This is a genomic window from Bradyrhizobium jicamae (assembly GCF_001440395.1).
GTDB classification, from domain to species: Bacteria; Pseudomonadota; Alphaproteobacteria; order Rhizobiales; family Xanthobacteraceae; genus Bradyrhizobium; species Bradyrhizobium jicamae.
On the sequence record NZ_LLXZ01000143.1, the window covers coordinates 43,663 to 61,744 of the forward strand.

The window sequence follows — 18,082 nt, forward strand, 5'->3', positions numbered from 1 at the left end:
GCTCCGGAAGCACTGGCATTTTTTCGAGCTACGCAGGCGGCAGGATCCGGGCTCAACCTTTCGCCGATGTCACGGCATTGTGAGCGCCTTCGACGTGTCGCGGTGACCGCTGGCATTCACCAGCAGCCGGTCCAGCGAGGCGGCGCCGGGGCCTGCAATGGCGAGCCACATGAAGGCGGCGAAGTAGGTCGCTTCCTCGAAGCCGAGCAGCGTCTCCAGTGAATCGACATCGCCCCATTTCGCCGACTTGATGGCGACGACCATGACCACCGCCAGCATGGCGGCCGGAATGCGCGTGAACAGGCCGAGGATCAGCATCGCGCCGCCGAAAAATTCGACGCCCGACACAAAGGGGGTGAGTATCGTGGGAAAAGGAATGCCCCAGCCGGCAAAATTCTCGGTCACCTGCGCCAGGTTGTTGAGCTTGCCCCAGCCGGCCAGCATGAAGGTGTAGCCGACGATCAGCCGCATGATCAGCGGGCCGGCCCAGGAAAAATGTGATGCGATCTGAGCGGGCAACAGGATAAGAAGATTGGTGACAAAATTCATGCGACCTCCCTTTTAAGTATTGTCGTGACGGGGCCGCGGCCTGCGGTCCTCTTCCGGCGCGCTCGAAAAATGCCGCGCGATGGCGGAAATCCGGCTCCGACAGGAATTTCGCTAGCGAGCGCCCGCTTGTTACGGGGCCTTAGCCGAAATTTTGCAGGGCCGGGAAAGTCTCCAGCAGCCAGATGCTGACGCTGGAGACGGCGCCGGTCAGGAAGCCGATGCCGGTGATGACCATCAGGACGCCCATGGCCTGTTCGACCTTGCCGAGATGCCGCTTCATCCGTGCAAACAGCGAGGAGAACTGCTCGATCATGAAGGCCGCCAGCAGGAACGGGATTCCGAGCCCGGCGGAATAGACCGCCAGCAGGCCCGCGCCCTTGGTGACGGTGGCCTCAGCCGCCGCGATCGACAGGATCGCCGCCAGAATGGGGCCGATGCAGGGTGTCCAGCCGAACGCGAAGGCCAGCCCCATGGCATAGGCGCCCCAGAGGCCGACCGGCCTCGGCATATCCATCCGTCCCTCGCGCATCAACAGCCCGATCCGGGTCAGGCCGAGGAAATGCAGGCCCATGATGATGATCACGATGCCGGCGAGGATCGAGAGTTCGGCAGACCATGCCCGGATCAGCCCGCCGATCAGGGAGGCGCTGGCGCCGAGCGCCACGAACACGGTGGAAAAGCCAAGCACGAACATCAGCGCCGCGGCCATCACCGCACGCTTCGAGGCCTGTGTCGGTCCGTCATTGGCGACATGCTCGATGGTCGCGCCGGTAAGATAGATCAGATAGGGCGGCACCAAAGGCAGCACGCAGGGCGACAGGAAGCTGACGAGACCGGCAATCAGGGCCGCCGGGATGGAAACATCGTGCATTGCATGACCTTCGAGAATTGCCGCAAGGCATAGCGCCGTCTTGGCATGTACGGAACAGGCAATCGATAAGTTTCGTCCTCATTACGGCTCAACTGCGGTCACAGAGCCGTGTCCGAAGGCCGAAATGGCCTCAGTCGCGAAACAGACGTTGCTATGATTCCGTATTGCGGTAATCAGACCGTTCACGGGACCCCGCATGCGCCTCGGCATCCGCACCGCCATTTCCGCCCTCGTGCTGACGTCCATCGCCGTCAGCGCCGTCGGCGTGCATTTGTTGTGGTGGCGCACCGCCCATCAGGTCAGCCAAACGCTCGCCAACACCATCAACGACCAGATCGTATCAGCGGTCGGCGACGAATTGCAGTCGGTCACGAGCGAAGCGCGCTCGTCCATGATGGCCGTGCGGACGCTGCTGGCCGAAAAAGTGTTCGACCCGCGCGACGCACGGAAACGCGAAGTCGTATTCCGGTCGCAATTACTGTCGCAGCCGACCATCTCCTGGGTGGCGTTCGGATGGCCGGACGGCTCGTTCTTCGCCGGCCACAAGCTCGGCAACGACGTCATCGAAATGCTCGAGATCACGCCCGACCGCAATTTGCGCATCAATCGCTACGAATTCGTCGGCGATGATCTCAAACTCAAGGCAAGCTGGTTCGAGGACACCGACTATTCCGTGACGGAGCAGCAATGGTTTCGAGTCGTCAGGGAGACCAACGACGAACACTGGTCGACGCTGACGGTGCATCCGCGCGGCGAGCGGCTGGCGGCGGCCTTCTCGGCGCCGGTCGAGATCGACAAGAAGCCGGCCGGCGTTGCCGCTATCATCATCGAACTGACCCGCGTCTCGAATTTCCTGTCGCAACTCACGGTCGGCAAATCGGCGGGCGCCTTCATTCTCGAACGGGACGGTAAGGTGGTGGCCTCGCCCGATCCCGATGCCAGCGAGCTGGTGGCGCTGAAGACCGATCATCCGCTGTTTCCGATCGCGGTCGATGCGATCAGGAGCGCCGGCAGCGCCTATGAGCCCGGCGAGGGGCAACCGTTCAATACGACGGTGACGCGGGACGGCAAGGCCTATCAGGCTGTCATCACGCCGATCTCCTTTCCAGGCTGGTCGCTGGTGACGGTAGTGCCGGAATCCGAATTCCTCGGACCGGTGCAGATGACGATCCGCAATCTGCTGATCGGCCTTGCGGCACTGATCGTCTTCGCCGGGCTATTGTCGGCCTGGCTTGCCCAGCGCCTGATCGCAGCGCCCCTGATCAAGGTGGTCAACGAGATCAGGCATGTCGAGCGCTTCGATCTCGACAAGGTGCAGCGGCATCCGTCGCGATTGACCGAGATCGGCAATCTTTCCGGTGCGATCGGCGACATGGCGCAGGGGCTTGCGGCATTCCGCAAATACATTCCCGCCGACCTCGTCAAGCGGTTGATCAGCGACGGCAACGGCGCGCGGCTTGGCGGCGCGGTGCGGCCGATGAGCGTGATGTTCATCGATCTTGCCGGATTCACCGGCATGTCGGAGCAGCTCGGCGACCGCATCATTCCGCTATTGTCGCGCTATTTCGATTGCGTGTCGGCGCAGATTCAAAATCAGAACGGCACCATCGACAAATTCATCGGCGATGCCGTGATGGCGTTCTGGGGCGCGCCGTCGCCCAATCCCGATCATGCCGTCGATTGCTGCCGCGCCGCGCTGGCGTGCCGGCGTGCGGTGGAGGAGGCCGGTCTCGTCGACGACCACGGCCAGCGCGTCAGGATCCGCATCGGCATCAATTCCGGCGACATGCTGGTCGGCAATATCGGATCGGAAGTGCGGCTGAACTACACCGTGATCGGCGACGCCGTGAATATCGCGAGCCGTCTGGAAAGCACCAACAAGGCGTACGGCTCCACCATCATCATCGGACCCGAAACGCGAAGGCTGGCCGGCGACCGTATCGTGGTCCGCGAGCTCGACCGGCTGGCGGTCTATGGCCGCGCGGGCGGGCTGCAGATCTATGAATTGCTTGGCATGGCCGGTGAGCTCGACGGCAAGCCCGACTGGGTAACTTCCTATGAGGCCGGCCTCGCCGCCTGGCGCGCGGGCGACTTCAGCGCCGCGATCGATGGCTTCGAGAAGGCACTGGAGGTCCGCAAGGACGATGCGGCATCATCCCTGATGATCGAACGCTGCCGGCAACAACTCGAAAGTCCAGCCGCGGAGAACTGGGACGGCACGACCGTCACGCGAAGCAAGTAGCCAGCGGCCAACGCCTTGCGCGGGGCGCAGGGCTTGGGCCATAGATGGGCCGGCCGTGATCCGCATGCCACGGCGATCGACAGGGAAGTTGCCAACGTTGAAAGTCCTGCTGACGCATACGCCCCAGTCTCGCACGCAATATTACGGCGCGCGTAGCCTTGCCGGGCTGCGAGCCATCGCTGAGGTCAAGCTGCATGAAGCAGACGATGCGCTCGACGCTGCCGGCCTGATCGCGGCCGCTGCTGACGTCGATATCATCGTCGCCGACCGCCTCACGGCGGGGCCGGGCGAGATATTTCCAAAACTTCCGAAACTGCGCGCCTTCGTTCGCTGCGCGGTCGATATCCGCAACATCGATGTCGACGCCGCTTCCGCGGCCGGCGTCCTCGTCACGCAGGCCGGGCCCGGCTTCGTCCAGTCGGTCGCCGAACTCGCTCTGGGCTTCATGGTCGATCTGTCCCGCGGCGTGTCACGCGCCACGGCCGACTATCAGGCCGCGCGCAGGCCCGAAATCATCATGGGACGGCAACTGGCCGGCAGCCGCCTCGGCATCATTGGCTACGGCAGCATCGGCCGTTACCTCGCCGATATCGCCAAGGTGCTGCGCATGGAGATCATGGTCGCCGATCCTTATGCCGCCGTCAGCGATGCCGCCATCCAGCATGTGCCGCTCGACGATCTGCTGGCGCGCGCCGACTATGTCGTCTGCCTCGCGGTCGCCAACGAGCAAACCGAAAACTTGATCGGGCAGGCGGCGCTGGCGCGCATGCAGCGGCACGCCTTCTTCATCAATTTGTCGCGCGGCAATCTCGTCGACGAGGCGGCGTTATCGGGCGCGCTCCGCGAAAACCGCATCGCCGGCGCCGCCATGGATGTCGGCCGCGCGCTGGACCAGATGCCGTCGCCGGAGCTCGCAAAACTGCCCAACGTCATCGCAACCCCGCACATCGGCGGCCTGACGCCGCCGGCGATCGAATACCAGTCGCTGGAAACGGTGCGGCAGGTTGAGGCCATTATTGCAGGCGAGGTGCCGGCCGGCTCGGTGAACGCCGATCGGTGGAAGCGGCGCCCTTGATGCAGCGATGACGGAAACGCTCGTCCGTATGGACGACCGATTTTTGGCCGGGTGGCCGCAGATCTGTCGATCTCAGCCGAAACGATGAGCGCAACGCACCGGCTGGTACATTTGTTGGCTGTTATCTGCGCCGCGCTCGCGATCGCGGTAGGAGCACAGCTTGTTAACAAGGGTGGCAAAATTCGATCCGTCATGCATGGCGTCGCTGAAGGTCTGTAGCGCCTCAAGCGTCTTGAACGACCAGATTGTGCGATACAGCCCGCTGCGCTTTTCGCTGGTCGCGGAAACTGCATAGGTGCCGCGGTAGCCTACTTCGTATGGTGCATCAGTTGCAATTTTTGCCTCATTGTCGATCAGCCACTTCTTGAACTCATCGTGCTTGTCGAACGGAACGTCGTAACCCCATTCAATCACAAGCGCGCCCAAGAGGGTGCTGCTGCCAAGGAGTTGATCAATTCCTTCGCCCTCACCATGCTTGAGGAGATCGCAGAATGGGAAGAAGCCGCCCGATCGCACCTCCGGCTCGATTGGCTTGACCGTCGGCGTGGTCAGCCGTTCTCCAGCGATAAGGTCGGAAACGAGCCGTGTCGGATCGATGTTGCTCATTAAATTCCTCCTTCAATCAATCTGTTACCTTCAGCTCAATCAACCCCTGGTCGTGCAAATTCTTGATGCCAATCGCGAGCTGGCGACCGGCTTCTCGATCGGACATTTGAGACCCAACGTTCTTGCGGTACCGCTGCGCAACGTCGTGCGGGCTGCTGCCGTCGCAGAGCTCAAATATGAGCCAGGCATTGAGGTTCAGCATGAAGAGTTTCGGCGGACTGGGCCGAAACACCACGCAACTCTTCATCTCTTCAACGGGGCGAACCCGGAGGTTTGGGGCGTGGCTGTAGCAGCCATTCGGGTAGGACACGCAAGTCAACTCCATGGTTGAGCGTTCGGTCGAATGGATCCGGCGCGTCCCACGCGCCGTGGAATGCGTAAGCAGTAGAACGACATCCGCCGTGAGACCCTTGGCTCGAGGAGCAGCTCGGGCAAGTTTCCTTGACCTGACCTGATCTCAATTCGCGGTACAGCGGATGGTCCCACGTCTCCATGAAGGAGACATTCTTGATGTTTCCGTAGTTAACGTATTCCCGAAGATAGGCGCATCCGATCGAGTCCCCGAATGCATTAACCGCCGCCATTTGCCAGCACGAATTGCCGTCATTTGGATGCCAGGATTGCATCAGTTTCATGCCAGCGGGCAATCGCAGCGAGTCGAGCGCCGCATGCATCTCGTCGAGCGAGAGGGAAACTTCGTTCCAGCGGTACTTGAAGCGGCCAAGCGGATAAGGGCGCAACACGCCGGCCGTCTTCACACCGAGCCGTTGAGCCAGATCGATGTAGCCTTGCAGATCATCGGCGTTTCTGCGGTTAAGGATGGTGAGCAGTTGTGTTTCAATCCCTGCTTCCACCAAGTACGTCACGGCTTCGCAGGCGCGCGCATGACTGCCCTGTGTGCCTGTAAAGCTGTCGTGCACCTCGGCATGTGGGCTAAGAATATCGACAAGCACGATACCGACGCCGATCTCCTTGAGTCTGGCGGTGACATCGCGCGTTATCAGTGTGCCGTTGGTCCTGATCTCGGTGAAGAAACGGTTCGATGCGGAAGCGAGGAAGGGCAGGAAGTCCGGGCGATGAAAAGGTTCGCCCCCTTCAATATAGAGATAAACCACGCCGAGCTCGGCAATCTCATCAAGGAAGCGGCCCCACTCCTCGCTGTTCAACTCAGCCGACGCCTTCTCCGGCGAACAATCGGCATAGCAATGTTGGCAGAAGAGATTACAGGTCTCGGTGTAGCAAATTGAAAGCTTGAGCGGCTTCTGAAGCGCAAAGGGATTTTGTATGGGAGCCATGACGGCAGCCCCTGTTTCTGCAACGCGATTCGATCGCGTTGTGGGCCTATCTCGCGCAAGCTTGGAATGCTAAGCTGGCATAAGACCTATTAATTGGCAAGCCACAAGCCTACAGTCACTCATATGCAATGCCCTGGTTGCGCTCGTTCGAATCCGGAAACAGCGCGCTTCTGCTCCCAATGTGGCGCGAGGCTGCATCTAGCCTGTGAGAGCTGTGGCTCCGAAAGCCCGGCCGGGTCTCGCTTCTGTGGCGGATGTGGTGCGCCACTTTCGGATTCCTTGAATGCTCAGCGCCTGGATCATTCCACATCGACCGGGACGTCTGGTGCGACGAACCATGATCAGCGTCCCGAGCGACGTCAGGTTACCGCGCTCTTCATAGACATGATCGGTTCGACCGATCTGTCAGTTCAACTCGACGAGGAGGAGTTCAGGGATATCATCTTCAGCTATCGCGACACCTGCGCAAGCGCGGTACGACGCTTTGACGGCACCATCATTCGCTATATCGGAGATGGGCTTCTTGTATGTTTCGGATTCCCTGTAGCGCATGAGGATGATCCCGTCAGAGCGGTGCGCGCAGCGCTGTCGCTTCTGAACGATATGCGTCAACTTAACAGCCAGGAATCGTCCTCCAAGCCGCTGATCCACGTGCGGATGGGCATGCATACGGGGATTGTCATCGCGGGTGATTTGCGATCATCGGGAACGTTCGAGACGATGGGCATCCTCGGTGACACGCCCAATATTGCATCCCGGCTGCAGCAAATGGCGCCCGCGGATACATTGGTGATCTCCGAAACGACCGCTCGGCTCGTCGGCAGCCTGTTCGAGCTTCAAAGTCTTGGCTCGCACCAGATCCGCGGTACGCAGGGAGCAACCAACCTCTACCAGGTTGTCGCTGAAAAGCTGGATCCCGGCCATGATGCGCTGCGCGCTGTCCATCCGATGGTTGGGCGCGGTCAGGAGCTTGCTCTTCTGCATGATCGTTTCACGCAGACGATCAATGGAGAGGGACAACTGGTCCTCATTGCGGCCGAGGCTGGTGCGGGCAAGACACGGCTGGTACGCGAGTTCAAGGAAGCGCTCGCAGGCACAAAGGCATCGTCCGTCACCTGCTATTGCTCGGCGTATAATCAGTCGAGCGCGCTGTACCCAATAGTCGAGTTGATCCGCCGCGCACTGAACCTGGACAGTCTCGGCGCCGTCGAGGACAAGCTTGCGCGTATCGAAGAGGTCTTTGCCGGATTGGAGTCCGTAACCGCCGATGCCGTTGGGCTGATAGCTGAACTTCTCGAACTGCCAGTGTCGTCACCGAAGCACGAGTTGGCTCCTTCGCAGCGTCGCGAGCTCCTGCTTGATGTCCTCACGCACTGGCTGCTTAGGCAATCCGAACAGCAGCCTGTCCTGTTTATCGTTGAAGATCTTCATTGGGCCGATGCTTCGACCAGCAGCCTGCTCGCCCGGCTGATTCAGCGAATTTCGGCTCGGCAGGTGATGGCAATCTTCACATTCCGGCCGGAATTCAAGGCTGAGTGGATGCTGGAAGCGCACGGGACGCGCCTCGGCCTTCGCCGACTTTCTCCGATCGAGGCTCGGATCCTGGTCAAGCAAGTCGTCGGAGCCGCGATCATCCCGACCGATGTGATCGAGCTGGTCGTTACAAAGACGGGCGGTATCCCACTCTTCATCGAGGAACTGACTAAGACAGTGCTTGAAGGCAATGTGTCCGCGAGCAGCGAGAATGATTTGCGACTCGCGTCTGCCGTGGACAGCATTCCATCGACGTTGCGTGGTTCACTGGCTGCGCGGCTGGATCGTCTCAAGGTCGCGAAACCCCTGGCGCAAATTGCTGCGACACTCGGGCGTGTTTTCGACAGGCAAGTTCTAAGTGCAGTTACCGGTGAGAGCGAGGCGGCACTTCACGATCAACTGGCTGAGCTCCTGCGGGATGACTTCTTGCAGCAGCACGGAGTACTCGGCCACGCCAAGTATTCGTTCCGGCACGCGCTCATTCAGGACGCCGCGTACGATTCGCTACTGAAAAGCGAGCGTCAGGCGTTGCATCGCAAGATTGCGGAGGTTCTATCGAGCCAGTTTCCGACAGTGGTCGCGGCGACACCTGAAGTCGTTGCTCAGCATTACACGGCCGCGAACCTTAATGAGCCTGCCATACTGCATTGGGAAGCAGCGGGAAAAAAGGCTGCGGAGCGCTCGGCGAACGTGGAAGCCGCCAGTCACTTTGCGAGCGCGCTGGCGGCGCTGCGGCGCCTTCCCGATACAGTCGAGCGCGCGCGTCGCGAGCTCTCGCTGGAGATTGATCGTGGATCACAGCTTCTCGCCACGAAGGGTAATGCTGCACCTGAGGTCGAAACCGTATTCTCCCGCGCTTGCGAGCTGAGCGAACGGCTCGGGGAGCATCACATGCTCTTCAGGGCCCTCTATGGACTCATGATGTTTTGCATCGTTCGGGGTCAGCTCGAGAAGGCGAATGCGCTCGGCGTGCGGCTGGTCGAGCGCGCAGAACTGGCAAATGACCGCGATCTTCTGCTGCAGGCAAAACGGCCGCTTGGGCTGACTCTTTTCTATCTTGGTCAATTCGCAGTTGCGAAAACAGCTCTTGAGGAGGCGCTCCGGTTGTATGATCCGGATCGGCACCACCATCATCGTTTTGAGTATGGTTCCGATCCTGCTGTGCTGGCCCAATGCAATCTTGCGTGGACTGAATGGTTCATGGGGCTAGCCGATAGCGCCGTGGCGGACAGCGCCCGGGCGATCGATAGAGCCGTTCAACTCGATCATCCCCACAGTCTCGGGTTTGCGGTGAGCTTCGAAGCTTCGATTCGACAGGCGCGAGGCGAAGCGGTCGAGGCCCTCGAAGCGGCGGAGCGAGCCATCAATGTCGGGCGCAAATATCGCTTTCCATATTGGAGTGCGTGGGGCCAAATGCTGCGGGGCTGGGCTGTCGGAAAACTCGGCGACTTGCGGGAAGGCGCCGCAGAAATCGAGCAGGGCCTTGCCGACTATCGTGCAACAGGCGCAGAGCTCATGCGGCCATATGGACTGATGCTGCTCGCCGAGACTGTTGCGGCGGCCGGTGATGCGCAGCATGCCCTTCACCTGCTCGATGAAGTCGGCGTGACGATATCGACGAACAAGACATTATTCTGCGAGCCGGAATTGCATAGACTTCGAGGCGAATTTATCCTTGCTGGAAATCGCGGGAGTCCAAAGGCGCTCGATCTTATTCGAAGAGCCGCTGACCTCGCACACGGAATGGGCGCGCAGGCGCTGGAGTTGCGCGCGATACTTAGCTTGGCATCCGCTACGCAGGGCGCTGAACGCGCCGCTACCTTGGAGAGACTAGGCCGGCTCTACGGCCAAATGGCCGAAGGATTTGGCACTGCAGATATGATTTCGGCGGCTCGTCTGCTAAGCCTGAACACGGGACAGAATACGGACGCCTGATCCGAGGCTCGAAAAGCAGTACTCCGCACAGTCATGATCGTCCCTGACTCCGGTGACGAAAGATTTTCGGATTGGCCTTGCCGGTAACAAGGTCGGACCACTTCGATTGCTCCAACAGAAATCCCTGATGCGTCTTCCTTTCTTCTACGGCTGGCTGATTGTTGTGGTGACGTTTGTCACCATGGCGATCGGTGTCAATGCGCGGACGGCGTTCTCGCTGTTCTATCCGCCGATCATCGGCGAGTTTGGATGGGATCGCGGCGTCACCGCGGGCGCGTTTTCCTTCGGCTTCGTGGCTTCCGGCGTCGCCAGTCCGCTGATCGGCCGCATGATGGACCGCCTCGGTCCGCGTGCGGTGATGGAACTTGGTGTCGCTCTGATGGGCGGCGGGATGTTGCTGGCGCCGCTGACGACGCAGCCTTGGCATCTCTATCTGACGCTCGGCGTGATGGTCGGTGCAGGCAGCGTCTGCCTCGGCTATTCCGGCCAGTCGTTTTTCCTGCCGAACTGGTTCATCCGCCGCCGGGGCCTCGCCATCGGCATTGCTTTTGCCGGCGTGGGCATCGGTTCGGTGACCTTGCTGCCCTGGGTGCAGCATGCGATCGAGCAGACCGGCTGGCGTGCCGCCTGCACAGCGATGGGGATTCTGATCTTTGCGGTGCTCGCACCGATCAATCTCTTCCTGCACAAGCGCCCCGAGGATATCGGGCTATTGCCGGACGGCGATGCCGCGCCGTCCGCGACATCGGCCGCCCCTCGCTCAAACGTCGTCGATCCCGTCTGGGCCGGCACCGACTGGACGCTGCGCCGCGCGCTGCGTACCGCGCGCTTCTGGTGGATCTCGATCGGTTACTTCTCGGGTCTGTACATCTGGTACGCGGTGCAGGTCCACCAGACCAAATATCTGCTCGACATCGGCTTCAGCGCTAACGTCGCGGTATGGGCGCTCGGCGTCGTCAGCCTGCTCGGCATTCCCGGCCAGATCTGGCTTGGCCATCTCTCCGACCGCATCGGGCGCGAATGGATCTGGGCCATCAGTTGCGCCGGCTTTGCAATCTGCTTCGCGGCGCTGATCGCGTTGAAATTCGCCCCGGTGCTGCCGCTGGTCTACCTCATGATCTTCACGCAAGGCGCGCTCGGCTACGGCCTGACGTCGATCATGGGCGCGGTGGTGCTGGAAATCTTTCAGGGCAAGCAATATGGCAGCATCTTCGGCACCATCATGCTGGCGGCGCTGGCCGGCGGCGCCGCGGGCCCATGGGCGACCGGACTGCTCTACGATCTCTCAGGCAGCTATACGCTCGCCTTTGCCATCGGCATTGCCGTCAGCATCCTGTCGGGGATCGCGATCTGGCGGGCGTCGCCGGGCAAGGTGAGGGCGGTCGCGGGACAAATGCACAAAGTGCCGATCAGGAGCGAAGCTGGCTAGCAGGATGAGCGGCTCACCGCGGGCGCGCCTCGATGTCGAAGGTCTTTTGCAGCACTTCCGCGCCGTCTCTGGTCACACGGTAGGTCGCGGTGTAGCGGCCGGCGGGCCATGCCGCCTCGGTGCGCTTCTTTCCGGTGAGGATGAGGAACTGTGCCTTGTCGCGATCGAGCGCGGGAGGGCTGTTGGCCGCGAGCGACGTGCCGTCCGGGCCTTGCACCGCGAGGAATTGCTGGTCGCCGGCCTGCAAGCCGATGGCTCTCACATAAGCGACGAGCGCATCCGAAGCGGACGTGACGGAATGCTTGCCGATCTCTCCTGATTCAACCAGCTCCATGGTCGGGGCGATGGCGGCAAAGCCGTAATCGATGATTTCGCGGGGACGGTATTGCATCTGTTCGCCGAGCGAAGCGGCCCAGATCGACTGGCCGCCGCCGCAGGAATTCTCCGTCGCGCCATAGGCAAAGGGATCCACGATCTTGCCGCGATGCCGCACCGTGAAGTGCAGATGGAAGAATTCGGTTTCGCCGGATAGGCCGACCAGGCCGATCGGCTGTCCCGTCGTCATTTGATCGCCGACCTTGACCCGAACGCTGCCCTTGGCCATGTGGCAATATTGCGTGCGCCAGCCACCCTCATGCTCGATCACCGCGCCGTTGCCGCATTCCTTTCCGGCAATGGCCGCCTTGCCCACAGTTTTGACCGAGACGTCGTCCATGTCGTTTCGCGTGCCGATGACGCGGCCGGGCGCCGCGGCGAGCACCTCTATTCCCTGCCGCTGGATTTCCAGATTCCGGATCCTGATGTCGGTGCCGTCGTGGCCGTCATAGCTGCGTCCGCCGCAGCGATAGTCGCGAGCCTTGTCGGAAGGGTCGTGATCGACATAGCTCTGGAAGAAGCAGGTCAGGCCCGGCTGGCACTTGACGGGCAGCGCGAGCGAAATGACTTCCTCCGCCCTGGCGTCGAGCGCGGTGGCAAGGCAGAACGAAATCAGGATCAGGTATTTCAGGTGCATCCCTCCGCATGCCGCGAAACGATGCATAGGTTGGCGCGCGGAATGTGTCGAATATCCGAGCATCGTTCGCGAGCATCACGCCGCTGAAATTCCCATCGCCCGCTGCAGGTCGCCGATGGCGCGGAAAAAGCTGTCGGGCGCCGTCGTCTCCGGATCGATCAGGCGGTGCAGACGAAAACCATCCTCCAGCGCCAGCACCAGCGCGCCGGCCCATGTCGGGTCGAGAACCGACTTTTTGCCGCTGTTCCTCGCCGTGGTCTCGATGATGTCGGTGACAAGTTTCCGGCGGGCACGCAGCCGCTTGGCGAGCTCGGGCCGGCGCTTTTCGGCGCGCGCCACGAACAGGATCATTTCCATGTGAAGCAGGGGAGAGCGGCCGAGCGGATCCTGCGCGCCGCGATTCATGCTCTTCAACGCATCGAGGAAATCCGGAAGGTTTCTGTGCCGCTCGAGCAGATCGCGGATGCGCCCGATCGATTGCTCGACATGATCCTCGAGCATGGCGATGATCAGTTCGTCCTTGCTCTTGAAGTTCGAATAGAATGCCCCGCGCGTAAAGCCGGCCGCGGCCGCGATCGTCTCGATGCTGGCGCCGCCGATGCCCTGTTCTTCGAACACGCGCGCCGCCGCCTCGAACAGCTTGTCGCGGGTATCGTCCCTTGTCGGCCTGGTGCGCACTCTTGACATCTGGCCAGTTTAGGCGAGAATGCAACTCAATACAACAATGTATCGAATTTCGATCGATCGGCCGGGGGAAGACGCGCTGAACGGCGCACAGCCAGCATGAGGTCACTATGAACGAGCATGTTCAGACTGCCAGTAGCGCGCCGCTGTTCAATCCGCTGGCTCCGGAATTCATCCGCGACCCCTATCCCCATTACGAGCGGATGCGCACCACCGACCCGGTGCACCTGACGTCGTTCGGGACGTATGTGGCAAGCCGCCACGCCGAGGTAAGCCTCGTCATGCGCGACAAGCGGTTCGGCAAGGACTATGTCGAGCGCACCATCCGCCGCTACGGTCCGAAGATCATGGACGAGCCGGTGTTCCGCAGCATGAGCCACTGGATGCTGCAACAGGATCCGCCGGACCACACCCGCCTGCGCGGGCTGGTGGTGAAGGCCTTCACCGCGCGCCGGGTCGAGGACATGCGCCCGCGCATCCAGCAGATCGTCGACGAGACGCTCGACCGCATCATCCCGCAGGGCAAGATGGACCTGATCGAGGATTTTGCATTCCGCCTGCCGGTCACCATCATCTGCGACATGCTCGGGATCCCCGAAGAGCATCGCGAAGCCTTTTATAACGGTTCGCGCGATGGCGGACGGCTGCTCGATCCGGTGCCGCTCTCGCCCGAGGAGATCCAGCAGGGCAACGCCGGGAACGTGATGGCGGCGATGTATTTCCAGCAACTGTTCGAGCTCAGGCGCAAGAATCCGGGTGACGACCTGACCTCGCAACTGGTGCACGCCGAGGAGGACGGCAGCAAGCTCACCAATGAGGAACTGACCGCCAACATCATCCTCCTGTTCGGCGCCGGCCACGAGACCACCGTCAACCTGATCGGCAACGGCCTGCTGGCCCTGCACCGCAATCCCGACCAGCTCGCGCTGCTCAAGGCCCGGCCCGAGCTGATCACCAACGCCATCGAGGAATTCCTGCGCTACGATTCCTCGGTGCAGTTAACCGGGCGGGTGGCGCTGGAAGACATCGACGATCTCGGCGGACGACGCATTCCGAAGGGCGAGACCGTGCTGTGCCTGCTCGGATCCGCCAACCATGACCCCGCAGTCTACCCCGACCACCCGGAGCGGCTGGATATCACCCGGCCCAATGTGAAGCCGCTGTCCTTTGGCGGCGGCATCCACTTCTGCCTTGGGGCCCAGTTGGCGCGGATCGAGGCCGAGATCGCGATTTCGACCCTGCTGCGCCGGCTGCCGGACCTGCGGCTCGATGACGCTGTCAATGCGGAATGGCGGCCAACCTTCGTGCTGCGCGGCCTGAAGCGCCTGCCGGCAAGCTGGTAACGCCCCCCGGACGGCGTTGGTCGCGCGGCCCCGATTGGTCAGGGGGCCGGCCGCGATGGGCTGGGACTTGGCGATACTTCTCTCTATATTCCGGGCTGCCCCGGCGCCGGTTCCGGCATGACGCGCGGCCGGCGCCGGGGCGGTTCAAGGGGAATCACCGTGCAGACGACACTGCTCGGCCTGGCAATCGCCTTCATCGTTGCGCTGATTGCCGCGCTGGTCGGGCCGTATTTCATCGACTGGAGCCAGTTCCGGTCGCAATTCGAGGCCGAGGCGACGCGGATCATCGGCGCGCCGGTCCGTGTCGGCGGCAAGCTCGACGCGCGCCTGTTGCCGGCGCCGTCGCTGCAGCTGCACTCGGTCGCGGTCGGCGGCGCCAACGATCTCGGCAAGGTTCGCGCCGACAAGCTCGACGTGGAGTTCAGCCTGGGATCGCTGATGCGCGGCGAGGTCCGTGCCACCGAATTGACGATCAACGGCCTGTCGCTCGATCTCGGGCTCGATGCCAGGGGACGGATCGACTGGCCAGCGACGACCGGGACCGTCAATCTGGGTTCGCTGGCGATCGACCGGCTCAATCTCACCGGCCGCATCGCCCTGCATGACGCGGCGAGCCGCTCCACGCTCGAGCTGAACGACATTGCGTTCAGCGGCGACGTGCGTTCGCTGGCCGGCTCGGTTCGCGGCGACGGCAATTTCATGCTGTCAGGCATCCGCTATCCGTTCCGGGTCTCGTCGGGGCAGGGCCCCGACGGCAACGGCACCCGTGTCCATCTCAACATCGATCCCGGCCAGCGTCCGCTCGCCATCGATCTCGACGGCCTGTTGAACTTCGATTCCCGCGCGCCACGGTTCGAAGGCGCGATCACGCTCGTCGCTCCCCCCGGCCAGAAGGGCAGGGGCAACGATCCACCGTGGCGTATCTCTGCGAAGGTCAAGTCCGACTATTCGGCGGCGCGGCTGGAACAGGTCGAGGTGACCTATGGCCTTGAGGAGCGCGCGCTGAAGCTTGCGGGCAGCGGCGACGTCCGTTTCGGTGCCGCGCCGCTGTTGCGCGCGGCCCTGTCCGCGCGTCAGCTCGATGCCGACAGGTTCGTTACCAGGGAAAATGCAAAGGACAATGCCGCCGAGCCGGTCCGCGCGTTGCCGGGGCTGCGGGCTCTTACATCAGTCGTTCCGCATTTGCCGATATCAACGCAAATCGAACTCGCTTCCGAGCAGGTCATGCTCGGCGGGCGCCCGTTGCAGGACATCACCGCCGAGCTCGAAAGCGACACCAGGTTCTGGCGCGTCCACAGGCTGGAGTTCCGTGCGCCCGGCGCGACCCGGGTCTCGCTCAGCGACGCCGGCATGAAGAGCGCTGCGCCGGACCAGTTCAAGGCCACGCTCAGTATCGATTCCTCCGATCCCGAGGCGCTGTTGACCTGGCTGCAGGGCCGCGGCGACGGTGCTTTTCGCAGCCAGAAGCCGCTTCGCCTGCGCGGCGATCTCACCGTGGCGCCGGAAGGTTTTGCCATCGATGCCATGAAGGCCGACATCGAGGGCGGCACGGTAGAGGGGCGGGTGGCGGTCTCGCACCGGCAGGTGGATCGCGGCTCTCGGGCCGATGCGGAATTGAAGGCGGAGCGTCTCGATCTCGATGCCGCCACCGCCTTTGTGCGGTCGCTGGCGGGACCGCAAGGCGAGTGGCCGGATGAAGGAAGGCTTTCGCTCGACATCGGCCGCGCCACCTCCGCCGGGCAGGTGCTGAGTCCGCTGCTCGCCAGGCTGGCCTACTCGCCGGCGAAGCTATCGCTCGAGCAGTTGAAGATCGGCGAGTTTGAGAATGTGGTATTGGACGGCGCCGGCAATTTCGATCGTGGCAACGCGAGTGGATGGTTCGTGCTCAATTCGAACGCCCCCACGCTCGGTCGGTTGACCAGCCTGATCGTCCCGTTTTCACCGGCGCTGGCCGCGCGGCTCAACGCGATGGGGACCATCCCGGGCCCGGCGCGCCTGAAGCTGGCGCTCGACCTCACGGCGAATGCCGGGCAGCCCGATCGCGTCCAGGCACGCGCCACAGCTGATCTCGAATCGAAGGCACTCAAGGGCGTTATCACGATCACCGCCAAGCCGGCCATTGCGGCGATTCAGGGCATCGATCTCGCCGCGCTCCGAAACAGCGAAGTCGGGATCGAGTCGAAATTGTCGTCCCAGCAGGGCCGGGCCTTGCTGGCCCTGCTCGGCCTCGATCGCACCGTCGTGGCGGGTGACGGCCCGGCGCAGTTCGAGGGCACCGCGACCGGCGCCTGGGGCGCGCCGCTGCGGCTCAAGGCAAAGATCTCGGCGGCGGGCCTCGATGCCGAAGCCGAAGGCTCGGCCGAACCATGGGAACAGGAGGCCAAGGCCAACCTCGCCTTGAAAGTCGGCCGCGCCGATTTCGCGCCGCTGCTCGACCTCAAGCCGGCCGATACGCTGGCGCAGAACATCGGCCTGTCTTCGCGCGTGCAGCTCGCCGGCAACCGGCTGACCTTCGACGATCTCGACAGCAGCATCGGCGGTTCGCGGCTGCGCGGCCGCGTAGCGGTGACGCTCGGCGAGGAAAAGGAGATCGAGGGCGAAGTCGGCGCCGAGCAGCTCGCGCTGGCGCCGGCCTTTGCCCTGGCGCTCGGTGCCGCCGGACACGATCCGGGCGAGCCGCTCGGCACCGGGCTTGCGAAGGGCTGGCGTGGCCGGATCGCGTTTCAGGCGCTGCGCGGCCTGCTTCCGGGCGGAAGCGAACTGCAGCCGGTGAGCGGCGTGGTCAGGAGCGACGGCCGGGCGCTGACCTTCGACGACATCAAGGCGAGGATCGGTGGCGGCGACGTTGCCGCGAGTGTCGATGCAAGGCCGGGCGACAACGGAATTACGGTGAATGCGAGCGTCCAGCTCTCCGGCGTGGACGGCACGGCGCTGCGCTATCGCAATCTCGCGATGCCCGCCGGCCGCGCGTCGATGCAGATGACGCTGACGAGCCAGGGCCGCAGCGCCTCGGCGCTGGCGGGCGCGTTGTCGGGCAACGGAACGCTGACGCTGGAGGCGGCCAGGATTGCCGGTCTCGATCCGCGCGCCTTCGAAGCGGCGGTCCGCGCCAATGACAGCGGGCAGGCCAAGGATGACGCCCGCTTGAAGCAGATCGTCGAAGCCGCGTTGCCGGCCGGCGCGCTCGTGGTGCCTTCGGCGCAGATCCCGTTCACCATCCGGGACGGCCGGCTTCGTGTCGGCGCCACTACGCTGGATGGCAATGGCGTGCGGGCGATCGTCTCCGGCGGATACGATATTGCCGCCGATCAGGCCGATATCCGCGCCGCGCTTTCGCTGACGATGACGACGGGGAAGCCGGAGATTCAACTGCTTGCGGTCGGCACGCCCGACGCGGTGAGCCGCAGCGTCGACGTCGCGCCGTTGTCGTCGTGGCTGGCGGTGCGCGCGATCGATCACGAGACCCGAAGGCTCGATGCCATCGAACGCGGCGAGCCGCCGCCGCCGG

Annotated in this window: 13 protein-coding genes; 6 read left to right on the forward strand and 7 right to left on the reverse strand. The window is 62.9% G+C overall.

From position 1 onward, the window contains the following. Positions 1-69: 69 nt before the first annotated feature. Positions 70-549: a DoxX family protein gene (locus CQ12_RS23755; protein WP_057837722.1), complete on the reverse strand. Its 480-nt coding sequence runs from the start codon at positions 547-549 to the stop codon at positions 70-72. A 139-nt stretch (positions 550-688) separates the two neighbouring features. Then, a complete protein-coding gene (locus CQ12_RS23760; protein WP_057837723.1) occupies positions 689-1,420 on the reverse strand; it encodes a cytochrome c biogenesis CcdA family protein in 732 nt (243 codons plus the stop codon). Positions 1,421-1,616: 196 nt separating this feature from the next. Here CQ12_RS23760 and CQ12_RS23765 point away from each other — a divergent pair, with 196 nt between their 5' ends. Next, positions 1,617-3,662 (forward strand): adenylate/guanylate cyclase domain-containing protein, encoded by a 2,046-nt coding sequence (locus tag CQ12_RS23765; protein WP_057837724.1) that lies wholly within the window; start codon positions 1,617-1,619, stop codon positions 3,660-3,662. Between the two features lie 97 nt (positions 3,663-3,759). After that, positions 3,760-4,737: a hydroxyacid dehydrogenase gene (locus CQ12_RS23770; RefSeq protein ID WP_057837725.1), complete on the forward strand. Its 978-nt coding sequence runs from the start codon at positions 3,760-3,762 to the stop codon at positions 4,735-4,737. Positions 4,738-4,809: 72 nt separating this feature from the next. Here CQ12_RS23770 and CQ12_RS23775 read toward each other — a convergent pair whose 3' ends face one another. Genes CQ12_RS23775 through CQ12_RS23785 form a run of 3 tightly spaced genes read right to left on the reverse strand, consistent with a single transcriptional unit; the run spans position 4,810 to position 6,638 of the window. Next, positions 4,810-5,343, reverse strand: a complete 534-nt coding sequence (locus CQ12_RS23775) for a hypothetical protein (protein ID WP_057837726.1) — start codon at positions 5,341-5,343, stop codon at positions 4,810-4,812. 16 nt (positions 5,344-5,359) lie between these two features. After that, positions 5,360-5,545 carry a PqqD family protein gene (locus tag CQ12_RS23780; RefSeq protein WP_245310100.1) on the reverse strand — a complete coding sequence of 62 codons (186 nt, stop codon included), beginning with the start codon at positions 5,543-5,545 and terminating at the stop codon, positions 5,360-5,362. 49 nt (positions 5,546-5,594) lie between these two features. Next, a complete protein-coding gene (locus CQ12_RS23785; RefSeq protein ID WP_057837728.1) occupies positions 5,595-6,638 on the reverse strand; it encodes a radical SAM protein in 1,044 nt (347 codons plus the stop codon). Between the two features lie 123 nt (positions 6,639-6,761). Here CQ12_RS23785 and CQ12_RS23790 point away from each other — a divergent pair, with 123 nt between their 5' ends. Together CQ12_RS23790 and CQ12_RS23795 are read left to right on the forward strand one after the other, a co-directional pair. After that, positions 6,762-10,106, forward strand: a complete 3,345-nt coding sequence (locus CQ12_RS23790) for an adenylate/guanylate cyclase domain-containing protein (protein ID WP_057837729.1) — start codon at positions 6,762-6,764, stop codon at positions 10,104-10,106. Between the two features lie 127 nt (positions 10,107-10,233). Next, a complete protein-coding gene (locus CQ12_RS23795) occupies positions 10,234-11,535 on the forward strand; it encodes an MFS transporter (protein WP_057837730.1) in 1,302 nt (433 codons plus the stop codon). A gap of 13 nt (positions 11,536-11,548) precedes the next feature. Here the strand turns inward: CQ12_RS23795 and CQ12_RS23800 are convergent, their stop codons facing one another. Continuing rightward, positions 11,549-12,547: a M23 family metallopeptidase gene (locus tag CQ12_RS23800; RefSeq protein ID WP_057837731.1), complete on the reverse strand. Its 999-nt coding sequence runs from the start codon at positions 12,545-12,547 to the stop codon at positions 11,549-11,551. 75 nt (positions 12,548-12,622) lie between these two features. After that, positions 12,623-13,234, reverse strand: a complete 612-nt coding sequence (locus CQ12_RS23805; protein ID WP_057837732.1) for a TetR/AcrR family transcriptional regulator — start codon at positions 13,232-13,234, stop codon at positions 12,623-12,625. A gap of 107 nt (positions 13,235-13,341) precedes the next feature. Here CQ12_RS23805 and CQ12_RS23810 point away from each other — a divergent pair, with 107 nt between their 5' ends. Beyond that, positions 13,342-14,574 carry a cytochrome P450 gene (locus CQ12_RS23810; RefSeq protein WP_057837733.1) on the forward strand — a complete coding sequence of 411 codons (1,233 nt, stop codon included), beginning with the start codon at positions 13,342-13,344 and terminating at the stop codon, positions 14,572-14,574. 159 nt (positions 14,575-14,733) lie between these two features. Continuing rightward, on the forward strand, positions 14,734-18,082 hold a 3,349-nt coding region (locus CQ12_RS23815), incomplete at its 3' end, for an AsmA family protein (RefSeq protein ID WP_083519451.1).

What these genes read in the sequence shown, in the direction of transcription:
- CQ12_RS23790 (WP_057837729.1), top strand. Translation starts at nt 6,762, where the DNA reads ATGCAATGCCCTGGTTGCGCTCGTTCGAATCCGGAAACAGCGCGCTTC.
- CQ12_RS23765 (WP_057837724.1), top strand. Translation starts at nt 1,617, where the DNA reads ATGCGCCTCGGCATCCGCACCGCCATTTCCGCCCTCGTGCTGACGTCC.
- CQ12_RS23795 (WP_057837730.1), top strand. Translation starts at nt 10,234, where the DNA reads ATGCGTCTTCCTTTCTTCTACGGCTGGCTGATTGTTGTGGTGACGTTT.
- CQ12_RS23785 (WP_057837728.1), bottom strand. Translation starts at nt 6,638, where the DNA reads ATGGCTCCCATACAAAATCCCTTTGCGCTTCAGAAGCCGCTCAAGCTT.
- CQ12_RS23780 (WP_245310100.1), bottom strand. Translation starts at nt 5,545, where the DNA reads ATGCTGAACCTCAATGCCTGGCTCATATTTGAGCTCTGCGACGGCAGC.
- CQ12_RS23760 (WP_057837723.1), bottom strand. Translation starts at nt 1,420, where the DNA reads ATGCACGATGTTTCCATCCCGGCGGCCCTGATTGCCGGTCTCGTCAGC.
- CQ12_RS23805 (WP_057837732.1), bottom strand. Translation starts at nt 13,234, where the DNA reads ATGTCAAGAGTGCGCACCAGGCCGACAAGGGACGATACCCGCGACAAG.
- CQ12_RS23800 (WP_057837731.1), bottom strand. Translation starts at nt 12,547, where the DNA reads ATGCACCTGAAATACCTGATCCTGATTTCGTTCTGCCTTGCCACCGCG.
- CQ12_RS23755 (WP_057837722.1), bottom strand. Translation starts at nt 549, where the DNA reads ATGAATTTTGTCACCAATCTTCTTATCCTGTTGCCCGCTCAGATCGCA.
- CQ12_RS23775 (WP_057837726.1), bottom strand. Translation starts at nt 5,343, where the DNA reads ATGAGCAACATCGATCCGACACGGCTCGTTTCCGACCTTATCGCTGGA.
- CQ12_RS23810 (WP_057837733.1), top strand. Translation starts at nt 13,342, where the DNA reads ATGAACGAGCATGTTCAGACTGCCAGTAGCGCGCCGCTGTTCAATCCG.